Origin of the sequence: Novosphingobium oxfordense (assembly GCF_044029435.1) — a bacterium.
Lineage (GTDB): Bacteria > Pseudomonadota > Alphaproteobacteria > Sphingomonadales > Sphingomonadaceae > Novosphingobium.
On record NZ_CP147005.1, the window covers coordinates 671603 to 684387 of the forward strand.

Sequence of the window (12785 nt, forward strand, 5' to 3'; positions counted from 1 at the left end):
CTGCGGATTCTCCTGGTGCATTAGGCCGGGCTGGAGCCAGATGAAGCGGCGGTGGTAGCGATGCGGTGCGGGACGATCATGGGCGCGGGCCTGAAACGGGCTGCGCCGGGGCAGGCTGTACGTGCACCGACTGTGCCGGCGCGGGCTGTACGTGCACCGGCTGTGCCGGCGTGGGCTGTACGTGCACCGGCTGTGCCGGCGCGGGCAGCACGCGGTAGACGCGCCCGTCGGTGAGGCGGGTCACGACTTGCGGCGAAAGATCGCGCACCAGCGTCTCCTCGGGCGTGAGGTAGAAACGCCAGTCTACATTGTCGAAGATCACCAGATAGACCGGCACGTCGCCCACCGCGGCGCGCGCGCGGATCGCGTCGATCTGGCGGCTGGCGGGGTTGCCCGGCTCCGGCCGGTCGGTGCGGAGCTGGCGCTCATGCGGGGAAACCAGCGCGGCGCGCTCGTCCAGCAGGGCGATCACTTCGGGGCCGTTCGAATAGATCACGGCATTGGCGGGCAGGGTGCGGACCGCCGCGATGGTCGGCGATTCGCTCCAGATGCGCGCGGAATAGCCAAAGCCCTTGGCATAGACCTGATGCGTGCGCACGGCGGAGCGCACCGTGTGCGATCCCATCACCGCCAGCGCCAGCACGGCCAGGGCGGCCAGCACGATGCGCTCGCTCTTGCGCGCGCCCTTGCCACTACGGTCCAGCGCGCTCGCCTCCACGGCCAGCAGCATCATGAAGGCGAAATAGGCCGGCAGCGCGTAGCGCCCGTTCAGCGACAGGTTGGCCTCCAGCGACGTGGAAAGCCAGACGAAGGCCAGGTAGGCGACCACGAAGATCGCCAGCACCAGCGAGAACGCTGCCCGCAGGTCCGGGCTCTCCGCCGTCGACAAGCGCCAGCGATGCCATTGCCGCAGGCTCTGCCAGCCCGCGAAGCCGATCACCGCCAGCAGCAGCGCGACGCGCAGCGGCAGTGGCACCTCATCGGGAAACAGCCACGCGGCCAGCGTTTCCAGATTGTTGTGCCACTGCCGCGCCCCCATGTTGCCATAGAACACCAGATCGCGGCCGATGGAGTGGCCCACGGTCTCGGTGCTCCAGACAACCCAGCCGAAGAACAGGGCGCCACCGGCCAGCGCCAGCAGCGCGCAATCGACCACGCGGCGGCCCAGCGGAACCGCGGGGCGGGCCAGGATCACCAGCGCGATCGCTGCGCCCAGCGGGGGCCCGGTGAAGCGCGTCAGCGTCGCCACGCCCAGCAGGATGGAGGCCAGCAGCAGGTCGCGGCGGCGGCCGTGCTGGAAGTAGTCCAAGGCGAACCACATGGTGGCCATCATGAAGGTCATGAACGGCGCTTCGGACATCGCGCCGGAGTGGAGCGTGACGAATTGCGGGGCCAGAATGATGATCGCGGTGGCCGCGGCGGCAAACCGCCAATCCCCGCTGGCGCGCCGCACCAGCGCAAAGATCAGCAGGACGTTGGTGCAGAGGAACAGCGCGGCCAGCACGGCGGCCACGGTCATCAGCGATGGGCCCAGCGCGTGGCCGCCCACCAGCATCCAGTGATAGACCGGCGCGTCGTAAGGCACCGGGCTGATGCCCATGTACCGCGTGCTGTCGGGATAGACGCCGATGCCGTGATGAATGTTCAACGCGAACATCGCCAAGGCCACGGCCATCAGCAGCATGCACGCGATCCGGGCAGCCGAGCCGCTCCGGCTTGCGGCCGTTTCGCGGTCGAAGGCCGGCCCGCCTTTCGGCAGGGCTGTCGATGCGGTCATGTCCATCAGTGCGGCATCCCTTCGCTCGCTTCGCGGTCGATGGCGTCGATTTCCGCGTCGAGTGCGCCCAGCAGGCGGTCGATCTGCGTCTCGCTCACCACGTAGGGCGGCATGAAGTGGAGCACGCGCGGCGCGTCGGGCAGGTAGTGGGTGAGGATGTCGTGCCGTTCGTAGAGCGCGCCCGCGACGGTGGCGACGTCGACGCCCGGATCGAGTTCGATGGCCTGGAAGCACCCCTTGCCGCGCAGCGCGGTGATGCGGCGGGGATATCGGGCGTGAAGCCGCTCCAGCCCGCCGCGCAAGTGGGTGCCCATTGCTCCGGCCCGCTCGATCAGGCGTTCCTCGGCCAGCACGTTCAGCGTCTCTATGGCGACGGCGCAGGTCTCACCCATGCCGGAGAAGCTGGAACTGTGCAGGTTGCAGTCCTGCGTATTGCCGTAAGCCTTGTCGAACAGCGACTGGGAGGTGACCATGGCGCCGATCTCACGCTTGCCGCCGCCCAGCGTTTTCGCCAGCGTGACGATATCGGGCACCGCGTCCTCATGCTGGAAAGCGCAGAACAGGCCGGTGCGGCCCATGCCCACTTTCGTTTCGTCGAACACCGTCAGGATGTCGTTTGCGGCGCAGATCTCGACCAAGTCGTGGAAGTAACCGGGCGGCGGAGTCTCGCAGGAGGCGCCGTGCAGTGTCTCCACCATCACTGCGATGATCGCGTTTTGCCCGCCGTCCTCACTTTTGGCGGCCTCACGCTCGATCGCCTCGCGCAGCGCAGCGATGTCGCCATAGCGGCAATGGATCAGGTTTTCCCGGGGCACGCCCATCTGGAACCCGCCCATCCGGAGCCCGTCGGAGCCGTTTGCATCCTCGCCTTCCATTCCGTCCACGCAAAGGAACCGGGTCTTGCCCTTCGGCGTCTGCACACGTTCGCACAGCTTCATCGCCGCCTCGTTCGCCTCCGCCGCGGAGACGGCAAGGAACGAGACGTCGAGCGGTTCGGGCAGGAAACGCGCGATATTGTAGGCCAGCGCGCCTTGCAGCTTGTGCGGCGCGATCTTGATGCAATCGAGCACCAGCGCCTCATGGCAGCGCCGTTCCGCCGCGATCACGCGCGGATGGTTGTGGCCCAGGCCGAGTGCGCCGAAACCGCCCGAAAAATCCAGCACACGCCGCCCGCCGCGCAGCGTGATCTCGCAGCCCTGTGCGCTGACGATATCCATCTCGCGCAGGCCCAGCGCCGCGCGGAACTGCATGGCATGCCGGTCGAGATGGGCGGCATGAAGGTCCCGCACCGTCGCTTCGTCAAGCGCAAGGCTCTGCCCCAGCGTCAGCAGGTCGCGCCGGGCCTTCCGGTCCCGCCGAAGCGTTGCGCGGCCCTGTTCCGATATCGTTTCGCTTGCCGTCGATAGCTGTGTCGCCACGCGAGACCGCTCCCCACATTTCCGTTCAAACGGGCCCATCCAAGGGAGCAAGTCTACGGGCATTCGGGGGGCGGCAGAATCTACAGGACTTTATAATCCCGAAGGCCATCAGGGTGGCACCGCCGGTTTCTCCATCGGAGTGGCCAGGCTGACCCGGCAGCAATTTAGGATAGTCCGATTGTCCCTCTCTCGCTTGCCCGGGCCACCCGGTTGCGGCAGAGGGAACCCGACCGGACGTCGCCGGCCATCCTATCGATCCGGGGAATTTCGACCATGGACAGCCTTGACCGCATCCTGGCCGAGATCGCCGCCGAGATGCGCGGCATGGAACATCGCGGCAAAGTGGCGGACTATATCCGGCCGCTGGCCCAAGTGCCGGTCGAAAAATTCGGCATCGCCGTGGTCACTGCAAAGGGCGAGACGCACCTTGCGGGCGACGCGGAGGAGGCATTCTCCATCCAGTCGATCTCCAAGGTCTTCGCGCTGACGCTGGCACTGGGCGCGGTGGGGGACCAGCTTTGGAAACGCGTGGGGCGGGAACCTTCGGGCAGCGCCTTCAACTCGATCGTCCAGCTGGAAAACGAACATGGCATCCCGCGCAACCCGTTCATCAATGCCGGGGCCATCGTGGTGACCGACGTGCTGCTGGGCCACCACCAACCGCGTGAGGCGATCGGCCAGATGCTGCGCTTCGTGCGCGAACTAGCGGGTGACGACAGCATCGGCATAGACGAAGCGGTGGCGCGTGCCGAACAGGACACCGGCTTTCGCAACAAGGCGCTGGCCAACTACATGCGCGCCTTCGGCAATATCGAGGGTGAGGTGGACCTCGTGCTGGGCACCTATTTCCACTATTGCGCGCTGGCGATGAGCTGCCGGCAACTGGCTTTGGCCGGCCGCTATCTGATGGACGGCGGCCTGTCCAACGGCCACCGCCTGATCACCGCCCGACGCGCGCGGCGTATCAATGCCGTGATGATGTCCTGCGGGCACTACGACAATTCGGGCGATTTTGCCTATCGCATCGGCCTGCCGGGCAAGTCCGGCGTGGGCGGTGGCATCCTGGCGGTGGCGCCCGGGATCGCCAGCATCGCGGTTTGGTCGCCCGGCCTCAACCCAAGCGGCAATTCGCAGCTGGGCCAGATTGCGCTGGAGCGGCTGGTGCAGCGCACCGGATGGTCGGTGTTCGAGCCGCGCTTCGGCGCGCCGTGAGGGCGGCCTCGCATGAACCGTGAAACGCCATCGGCCGCACCTGCCGCCGCCGTCAAAACCAGTTTCCCGCCTTGCGTGGACGGGCATACGCGGGTCCTGCTGCTGGGCAGCCTGCCGGGCGAGAAGTCATTGGCGGCAGGGCAATATTACGCCAACCCGGGCAACGCCTTCTGGTGGCTTATCGGCGAAGTGCTGGGCGAAACCGCGCTGCCCGCGATGCCCTATGCCGAGAGGCTGGCCGCGCTGCAGAGGCATGGCGTGGGGCTGTGGGACGTGATCGAAAGCGCCAGACGCAAGGGCAGTCTGGACGCTGCGATCCGTGACGCGACGCACCGCGACCTTGCCGCCTTCGCCGCCACGCTGCCGAACTTGCGCGCGATCGGCTTCAACGGCGGCAAGGCGGCCCGCGACGGGCGCCGGCAACTGACCGGGCAGGAGAGCCGCTGGGCCCTGATCGACCTGCCATCCTCCAGCGGCGCGCATGCCAGCATGCCGAAGACCGCGAAGCTGGAACTGTGGCGAAGGATCGGGGACTATCTGGACCAGCCGATCAATCCGTAGCCGCTTCGCCTTTCCGGTTTCCGGCAAAGGTCTTCATCACCGCATAGGCCGCCTCGCGCTGCTCAGGCGGCAGCGATTCCAGATACTTCGCGGCTTCCTTGTACGTGAGGAACGGCGTGCCATCGACCACGATGGGCACTGTCCGCCCGTTGTAAACGCGCCGCAGCAACCGCCTTTGGGCTCTGTCCAGTGGCTGGTTTTCGTCTTCGGTCATCGCATATCCTGCAAAACGGCCAGCCTGTGGCGCAATTTCGCGCGCTTGTTAACGGTTTTCAGAACGCAGGCGCGCAGTCAGTGCGGCATTGAAGGCAGCCGGGTCATCCACGCGAAAGGCAATCGCCCGGATCGGCGGCCTAGCGCGCAGCAGCGGCTTTCGCTCAATGGGGCTGGCAAGCCTTACTACCACGTTAGGCCATGCCAGCAGCGCCATGTTGTGCGTGGCGCCGGACTTGACTTCGGCTGCCGAGATTTCGGGTGCGAGTCCGGCAATGTCCCGGTAAGCCACGCATCGCTCGACAAGCAGGCCGCTGCGAACCCGCAATCCCTTATCGGTCAGCAGGATAGGACGCAGTCGCAGCGATCGGATCAGGCCCACGAAGTAGAGCAGAGCCACGATTCCCAATTCCAGCAGCACATTCGCGATGCGCGGGCTCCACAATCGCAGCACCACATCAAGCACGGCGATTTCGATGGCTTGCAGGGCGAGCAGTGCGCCCATCATTGGCGCGAGATGGCGGTGATACGTGAAGGGCAGGGCACCGCCGGGTACGTCCGGCCTTGCGCCCCATCCGGCAAGCGCCATGCGAAGAACGGTCACTTCGGCCATGGCGAGGCGCAGCAGCCGCTCGGGCAGGATTTGCATTGCCGCCATGCGCCAGCGCTCGCCGGGAACGCTGGCTCGCCAAGCCTTACCCGCGCGCAGCAGCGACCAGCCGGTATGGAGCAGCAGCGTAATCGCCAGTGCCTCGGGAATGGCCGGCATCGCCCCAAGGCCATCGCGCACTGCCGGCGGCGCACCAAGCAGCACGATCAGCGCCGCGCTGGCCAGCCGGGCAAGCACGGCTTCGCGCGAAGGAGGGTGGTCTCCGGTGCGGGCCATCAGCGACAGCACCAGTGTATCGGCCGTGATCCATACGAACAGCAGCGCGGTTATCCGCGGATGCCGTTCCGCCAAGCGGCTGTGACAGGCCAGTCTGGCGAGCGCGATGCCGAATACTGGAAGCGCCAGCCATGCGAGGTTTCGCATCGGGCCTGGGGCGGATCCGGTGATCGACATGCGTTTCCTCCGATGGCCGCCTTGCAGCCGGTCAGTTCGTATTGGCCTCGCGCAGTTGGCCGGACTTGAGTGCGGGTTTCTGCGAAAGGCCGCCCTGTTCCATGATCTGTTCGCGGAATTCGTCGCGCTTTTCGTGGATGGAGGCGATTACCGGGCCCATGGCCACGCCGATTTCCACCAGCGCCGCTTCCGATAGCTGGAGCGAGCTTTCCAGCGTTTCCGGCACCGCGTGGGTCGCCCCGGCGCGGTAGAGGACGCCGGCGTGAACGGTATCGCGGGCGCGGGCGATGATCGGCATGTCGGGGAAGTCCGCGCGCAGCTTGCGCACGATGCGTTGGGCGGAGACCGGCTCGTCCATCGTCAGGATCACGGCCGCCGCGTTCGCCACGCCCAGCCGCAGCATGGCATCGCCCCGTGCGGCATCGGCAAAGGCGACGGTGTAGCCCAGCCGGCGGCCTTCGGTGACGAGGTCGGAATTGCTGTCCACCGCCAGATAGGGGCGGCCATGGCGCGTTAGCATGTCCGCCACCAGATGGCCCACGCGGCCGAAGCCGACGATCAGCGTGGGCGGCTTGTCGGTGGCTTCGGCGGGCTGGTGCGGAGCCTCCAGCCGCTCCACGCGGCGGGCCATGATCTTGCCCATCTTGGCCAGTGCGGGCGTGATGGTAAGGCCCAGCGCGGTAACGATCTGCCAGAACATCGCGGTGCCCGGCTGGATCAGCTGCGCCGCGCCTGCCGCGCTCAGCACGATCAGCGTGGTTTCGGAAGGACTGGCCATCAGGATGCCGGTCTCCGTCGCCGTGCCGCGCCGCGCGCCCATCAGGCGCAGCAGCAGGCTGGTGACGATGGCCTTCAGCACCATCACGCCCATCGTCGCGATCAGGATCGGGCCCAGATTCTCCCACACCACGCGCAAGTCGATCCGCATGCCGATCGTGATCAGGAACACGCCGAGGGCCAGGCCCTTGAACGGCTCCGTCATCTGTTCGACTTCGGTGTGATATTCCGTCTCGGCGATGAGCAGGCCTGCCACCAGCGCGCCGACGATGGGCGAAAGCCCGGTTGCGGCGGTCGCCAGCGAGGCGAGGATGACCACCAGCAGGCTGGCGCTGAGGAACAGTTCCGGGCTCTTCGTCCGCGCGGCCTGCGCGAAGAGGGGCGGCAGCAGGAAGCGCCCGGCGATCAGCAGCAGGATGACGACGCCGGTGCCCCAGACCAGTGTGTGGATCAGCCCGTCCATCCCCGCGCCCTTGGCATGCGGGGCGAGTGCGCCCAGCATGAAGACGATGGGGACCAGGGCGATATCCTCGAACAGCAACATGGCCAGCGCCGCGCGGCCGACCGGGCTGGAGGTATCGGTGATCTTCAGCACCAGCGCCGTGGAGGACAGCGCCAGCGCCAGCCCCAGCGCCATCGCGCCGGAGATTCCCTGCCCCAGCGTGGCGAAGATGAAGGTCATCGACCCGCCGATCAGCAGCAGTTCCAGCGATCCCAGCCCGAATACGAAGCGCCGCATCGCCCAGAGGCGCGCGAACGACAACTCCAGCCCGATCGAGAACAGCAGCAGGATGATGCCGAATTCGGCGAATATCTCCAGCCCGTCCGGATCGGTGATGGTCACCCAGGACAGCCACGGATGGTCGAACACCAGCCGGCCCAGGCCGAACGGGCCGACCAGCAGGCCCACCAGGATGAAACCGATCACCGGGGTGATGCGGTATCGGTTGAACACGGGAATGACGATGCCCGCAGCGCCCAGGATCACGAGCGCATCGGACATGACGGGGGAGGAAAGTGCATTTGTGCCGGCCATGTGGTGCCACTATGGCAGGGCAGCGCGGCCAGACAATGGCGAACTGCCCATTAATCCGCCAAGTCCTTGGTTGAAAATGCGTTGCCGGCGCATTCGGAATGACACCGGCGCTTTTCCCGGCCCGATCGTGTGCGCGGCGTAACTTGCGGGGGCGGCGCAAAATCCGCCGGGGCGCCGGATTTCCAAACCGATCGAAGATCAAAGTGTAAGGGCGTGTAACTTCACTTGGCGTTCAGCAAAGCGCTGTCTATAGACCGGCCCCATGTTCGAACGTTCGCGCTTCAAGATCGCTCTCCTTGCCGCCGCTACCGGGGCCCTCGTTCTCACCGCCGGCTGTGCCGGGCGGGGCAATAAGAACAAGGATACCGCCTATGTCGCGCGTGACGTTGATACGCTTTACGCGGCTGCCCAGGATCGCCTGAACAAGGGCCAGACCAAGGCCGCCGCCGCGCTGTTCGACGAAGTGGAACGTCAGCACCCCTATTCGCCCTGGGCCCGCCGCGCCCAGTTGATGAGCGCGTTCAGCTACTACGCCGCGCGCGATTACAACAAGGCGATCCAGTCGGCGCAGCGCTTCCTCTCGATCCATCCGGGCAACAAGGACGCGCCCTACGCCTACTACCTGATCGCGATCTCGTACTACGAGCAGATCAGCGACGTAACGCGCGACCAGAAGACCACCGAGCAGGCCAAGCAGGCGCTGACCGACGTGATGCGCCGCTATCCCGGCACGCCTTACGCGGCCGACGCCAAGCTGAAGATCGACCTTGTGAACGATCACCTGGCCGGCAAGGAAATGACCATCGGCCGCTCGTACGAGCGTAGCGGCAAGTGGCTGGCCGCCACACTGCGCTTCCGCAACGTGGTCGACAATTTCCAGACCACCAGCCACGCGCCCGAAGCGCTGTTCCGCCTGGTGGAAGGTTACCTCTCGCTCGGCATCCCGGAAGAGGCGCAGAAGGCCGCTGCCGTGCTGGAAACGAACTATCCCGAATCGAAGTGGTATCAGCGCGCCTACAAGCTGATGAACCGCTACGCGCCGAAGCACGTCGCAGCCTGACGGGCACGCCTTTGGACGAGATTCGACGCCGGTCGGCCCCATCGGCCGGCCGGCGTTTTCGTTATCGGGATAGAGCGAGATCCGGTCATACCGAACCGGGTCACGCTCTAGAGTAGTTTCCGATCCGATCGCATCGGATCAACTGCTCTAAGTTTTTGGTTTTCCGCGTTTTCCGAGTCATCAGGTGATTCCACCTGATTAGAAAACGCTCTATCTTTCGTTTGTCTGTCTCATTTTCCGAGTTATCGGATGATTCCATCCGATTAGAAAATGCTCCAACGCGATAGGGCGTGACGGGCGAAAATCTTTTCGCTAGAACGCAACGCGAACATGCTGACACGCCTCGCCATTCGCAACATCGTGCTGATCGAAGCGCTCGATCTCGATTTCGCGCGGGGGCTGGGCGTCCTCACGGGTGAGACGGGCGCGGGCAAATCCATTCTGCTGGACGCGCTGGGCCTCGTCATCGGCAATCGGGCTGACAGCGGCCTTGTTCGCGCCGGGGAGGACCGCGCGAGCGTAACTGCCAGCTTCGAATTCGCCGCGCTGCCCGCCGTGGTGCGCAGCGTTCTGGACGAGGCGGATCTTGAGATCGAGCCGGGCGAGCCGCTGATCCTGAAGCGACAGCTCCGCGCCGATGGCGGCAGCCGCGCTTTCCTGAACGACCAGCCGGTCAGCGTTTCGCTGCTGCGGGAGATTGCCCCGGTTCTCGTCGAAATTCACGGCCAGCATGACGATCGCGGGCTGGTGAACCCCAAGGGGCACCGCATGCTGCTCGATCGGTTCGCCGGTGGCGATGTGGCTGGCGTGGAGGCTGCGTGGAAGGCCTGGCGCACCGCGCAGGGCGCGCTCGACGCTGCCCGCGCGCAAGTGGCCAAGGCGGCCGAGGATCAGGACCTGCTGCTGGCGCACCTCACCGAACTCAACGCGCTGACGCCGGAAGAGGGGGAGGAGGAGCAACTCGCTCACGCCCGCGCCGATATGCAGAAGGGCGAAAAGCTGGCCGACGATCTCTCGGCCCTGCAACACCTCTGGACCGGTTCCGATTCGGCGCTGGCGAATCTGCGCGGCGCTGCCCGCCGGCTGGACCGTATCGCCGGCGAGCATCCTTTGCTGGCCGATGCCTTGGGTGCACTCGACCGCGCCCTGATCGAGGCGGGCGAGGCCGAGGAAAAGCTGGAACGCGCGGCAGAGGCGCTGGCTTTCGATCCCAACGAGCTGGACCGCATCGAAACCCGCCTGTTCGATTTGCGCGCCGCCGCCCGCAAGCACATGTGCGCGGTGGACGACCTGCCCGAAAAGATGCGCGAAATGCGCGAGGCGCTGGACGCGATCGAGGGCGGGGAAGGGCATGTTGCCGCGCTGGAGACCACCGCGCAGAAGGCGGCATTGGCCTATCGCCAGCAGGCAGAGGCGCTGCACGACTTGCGCCGCGCCGCCGCCAAGCGGCTGGACAAGGCGGTTGCCGCCGAACTGGCCCCGCTCAAGCTTGACGCCGCACGCTTCCAGACCTCGGTGCTGAAACTGCCGGAGGATCGCTGGGGCGCGCAGGGCATGGATCAGGTGGAATTCCTGATCAGCACCAATCCCGGCGCCGATTTCGCGCCGCTGGCCAAGATCGCCTCGGGCGGCGAACTCTCGCGCTTCATCCTCGCGCTCAAGGTGGCGCTGGCGGAAGAGGGCGGCGCGGCGACGGTGATCTTCGACGAGATCGACCGCGGCGTGGGCGGCGCGGTGGCGGATGCCATCGGCGAACGCCTGGCCCGGCTGGCGAATGGCAGCGGCGCGGGCGGGCAGTTGCTGGCCGTCACGCACAGCCCGCAAGTGGCGGCGCGCGGCGATCGGCACTTCATGATTGCCAAGTCCTCGCAAGGTACGGTCACGCGAACTTCGGTCACCCCGCTCAGCAATGCGGAACGGCAGGAAGAGATCGCCCGCATGCTCTCCGGCGCGGAAGTCACTGCGGAAGCGCGGGCGCAGGCGAACCGTCTGCTGGAACGGGCGTAACCGTCGCCCCATTCGCCGGGCGGATATCGCGCAATTTCATGGTTCTCGCTGAATGCCGGCGCGCGCGGCGCGCGTCGAAGGTGCGGCTGTGCCGGGTCTAGCGCGCATAATGCCATGAAAAGCGGCAGAAAATAAAAAGTATGTATTTCTGCGCATTTGTTTAAATATATGAAGGTCGATCGAATTTTAAATCGAATGTGATTTTTACACATTTGGATCGTCCTTGTCGGTACAAGTACCGATTGCTCAATTTTTTACGATAAGAGATTCCACTTAAGGTGCCGGGCTGGCCTCGCCGGAAGAGGGCGGCCTGTCTTGAAAAATCGGGGGGTGCCGAAAGAGGAGAAGAATATGGCTCTACTCGACACCATTCGCGGGGCCATTGCGCCCGGAACTGTCGATAGTCTGGCGGCGAAACTGGGCGAAAGCCCGCAGGCCACCGGCAGCGCTCTAACCGGGATCATTCCCGTCGTCCTCGCCGGAATGGCAAGCCGCGTCACGGCCGGCGGTGGTGGCGGGGTCCTCAGCATGATCAAGGCCGCCCTTGCCGGCGGCAACCCGCTGGACCATCAGGCCGCGCTGACCGACCATCTTGGTACCGACCCGGCGCTGCCGCAGCATGGTGGCGGTTTTCCGGACTTGTTCGGATCCAGTTTCGGCGGGCTGGTGTCCACCCTTGCCGGCCATTTCGGGATTGCGCCGCAAAGCGTGCGCTCTCTGCTGGGCGTCGGCGGGCTGCTCGCGGCGGGCGGCATCGGAAAGATGCTGGGCTCAACGCCCACTTTGCCGGAAGTGACCACTCTGCTGAATGGGGAGCGGGCGTCGATCAACGCCGCGCTGCCGCCCGGCGTTTCCGGCCTGTTGGGCGCGCACCCGACGGCGGCATCGCCGGCTTTCGAGGAAACGGCCCGCGCCGCGTCGGGCGGGATGGGCAAGTGGTTGCCGCTTCTGCTGGCCGCGCTGGTGGTGATTGCGTTGATCTGGGCCCTGCGTTCGTGCGGCCACAAGGAAACCACGACTACCGTGATGGCGCCGACCACGGATGCGGTCGAAACCGCGCCCATGGTCGAACCCACGCCAACCGCCGCGATCCCCACGGGTTCCGGCATGGTCAGCGAAGTGACCAATGGCCGGCCGGTGCTGCGCGTGTTCTTCGCCGTGGGCAAATCCGATGTGACCAAGGATCTTTCCACCGCGGCAAGCAGTGTGAAGGACTATATCGACACGCACCCCGGCTCCTTCGTGGCCGTTTCGGGCTATAACGACCCGACCGGGGATCCGGCGGCCAATGCCGCGCTTTCGAAGCGGCGTGCGGAGGAAGTCAGCAAGGCGCTGGTGGATACCGGCATCCCGGCGGCATCGATCAAGATGATCAAGCCTGCCGATACGACTGGCAACGGCGATACCAATTCGCAGGCCCGCCGTGTGGATGTGACCGTAAGCGAATGACGGGACAGTGGCGCGTTCCGGCTTGCCCGGCACGCGCCACTGCCGCCTTTTTCAAAGTTCGGGACGGGTCAGCTGCCGATGCGGTTGCCCGTCCCGGCCACCACGGCGGCCGCGCCGCCCCATGCCCTTCATGCCGCCCCATGCCGCGACGCGGATCGGCGCGAAGAAGAACAGGCCGGCATAGGTCAGCCGCCCGGCAGGCCTCCCATGGC

The 12785-nt window shown here is 66.0% G+C and carries 10 protein-coding genes; 5 read left to right on the forward strand and 5 right to left on the reverse strand.

From position 1 onward, the window contains the following. Positions 1–76: 76 nt before the first annotated feature. Together WBP07_RS02995 and WBP07_RS03000 are read right to left on the reverse strand one after the other, a co-directional pair. Positions 77–1783: a glycosyltransferase family 39 protein gene (locus WBP07_RS02995; protein ID WP_395394190.1), complete on the reverse strand. Its 1707-nt coding sequence runs from the start codon at positions 1781–1783 to the stop codon at positions 77–79. Beyond that, positions 1783–3195 (reverse strand): aspartate aminotransferase family protein, encoded by a 1413-nt coding sequence (locus WBP07_RS03000; RefSeq protein ID WP_395394191.1) that lies wholly within the window; start codon positions 3193–3195, stop codon positions 1783–1785. The genes WBP07_RS02995 and WBP07_RS03000 overlap by 1 nt, the downstream gene beginning before the upstream one ends. A 273-nt stretch (positions 3196–3468) precedes the next feature. On the opposite strand from WBP07_RS03000, the gene WBP07_RS03005 reads away from it, so the two are divergent. Next, complete coding sequence (locus WBP07_RS03005) at positions 3469–4407, forward strand: glutaminase (RefSeq protein ID WP_395394192.1); 939 nt, start codon at positions 3469–3471, stop codon at positions 4405–4407. A gap of 12 nt (positions 4408–4419) precedes the next feature. Further along, positions 4420–4968 carry a DNA-deoxyinosine glycosylase gene (locus tag WBP07_RS03010; RefSeq protein ID WP_395394194.1) on the forward strand — a complete coding sequence of 183 codons (549 nt, stop codon included), beginning with the start codon at positions 4420–4422 and terminating at the stop codon, positions 4966–4968. Here WBP07_RS03010 and WBP07_RS03015 read toward each other — a convergent pair. From WBP07_RS03015 to WBP07_RS03025, 3 genes are all read right to left on the reverse strand, one after another. Beyond that, entirely contained in the window at positions 4958–5182 is a 225-nt protein-coding gene (locus WBP07_RS03015; protein WP_395394195.1) for a hypothetical protein, read from the reverse strand. The genes WBP07_RS03010 and WBP07_RS03015 overlap by 11 nt on opposite strands. 48 nt (positions 5183–5230) lie before the next feature. Continuing rightward, complete coding sequence (locus tag WBP07_RS03020) at positions 5231–6214, reverse strand: hypothetical protein (RefSeq protein ID WP_395394196.1); 984 nt, start codon at positions 6212–6214, stop codon at positions 5231–5233. A gap of 61 nt (positions 6215–6275) precedes the next feature. Beyond that, positions 6276–8057 (reverse strand): cation:proton antiporter, encoded by a 1782-nt coding sequence (locus tag WBP07_RS03025; RefSeq protein WP_395394198.1) that lies wholly within the window; start codon positions 8055–8057, stop codon positions 6276–6278. Positions 8058–8319: 262 nt separating this feature from the next. Between WBP07_RS03025 and WBP07_RS03030 the strand changes: the two genes are divergently transcribed. From WBP07_RS03030 to WBP07_RS03040, 3 genes are all read left to right on the forward strand, one after another. Further along, entirely contained in the window at positions 8320–9117 is a 798-nt protein-coding gene (locus tag WBP07_RS03030) for an outer membrane protein assembly factor BamD (protein WP_395394199.1), read from the forward strand. Between the two features lie 330 nt (positions 9118–9447). After that, the gene (gene recN / locus WBP07_RS03035) at positions 9448–11124 is read left to right on the forward strand and encodes a DNA repair protein RecN (protein ID WP_395394200.1); all 1677 of its coding nucleotides are present in this window, start codon (positions 9448–9450) and stop codon (positions 11122–11124) included. Positions 11125–11475: 351 nt separating this feature from the next. After that, on the forward strand, positions 11476–12573 hold the full coding sequence (locus WBP07_RS03040) for an OmpA family protein (RefSeq protein ID WP_395394202.1): 1098 nt from the start codon (positions 11476–11478) through the stop codon (positions 12571–12573). The last annotated feature ends 212 nt before the right edge of the window (positions 12574–12785 follow it).

Excerpts from the sequence above, each read along its gene's own strand:
- WBP07_RS02995 (WP_395394190.1), bottom strand. The coding sequence starts at position 1,783 with ATGGACATGACCGCATCGACAGCCCTGCCGAAAGGCGGGCCGGCCTTC.
- WBP07_RS03005 (WP_395394192.1), top strand. The coding sequence starts at position 3,469 with ATGGACAGCCTTGACCGCATCCTGGCCGAGATCGCCGCCGAGATGCGC.
- WBP07_RS03010 (WP_395394194.1), top strand. The coding sequence starts at position 4,420 with ATGAACCGTGAAACGCCATCGGCCGCACCTGCCGCCGCCGTCAAAACC.
- WBP07_RS03015 (WP_395394195.1), bottom strand. The coding sequence starts at position 5,182 with ATGACCGAAGACGAAAACCAGCCACTGGACAGAGCCCAAAGGCGGTTG.
- WBP07_RS03020 (WP_395394196.1), bottom strand. The coding sequence starts at position 6,214 with ATGCGAAACCTCGCATGGCTGGCGCTTCCAGTATTCGGCATCGCGCTC.
- WBP07_RS03025 (WP_395394198.1), bottom strand. The coding sequence starts at position 8,057 with ATGGCCGGCACAAATGCACTTTCCTCCCCCGTCATGTCCGATGCGCTC.
- WBP07_RS03030 (WP_395394199.1), top strand. The coding sequence starts at position 8,320 with ATGTTCGAACGTTCGCGCTTCAAGATCGCTCTCCTTGCCGCCGCTACC.
- recN (WP_395394200.1), top strand. The coding sequence starts at position 9,448 with ATGCTGACACGCCTCGCCATTCGCAACATCGTGCTGATCGAAGCGCTC.
- WBP07_RS03040 (WP_395394202.1), top strand. The coding sequence starts at position 11,476 with ATGGCTCTACTCGACACCATTCGCGGGGCCATTGCGCCCGGAACTGTC.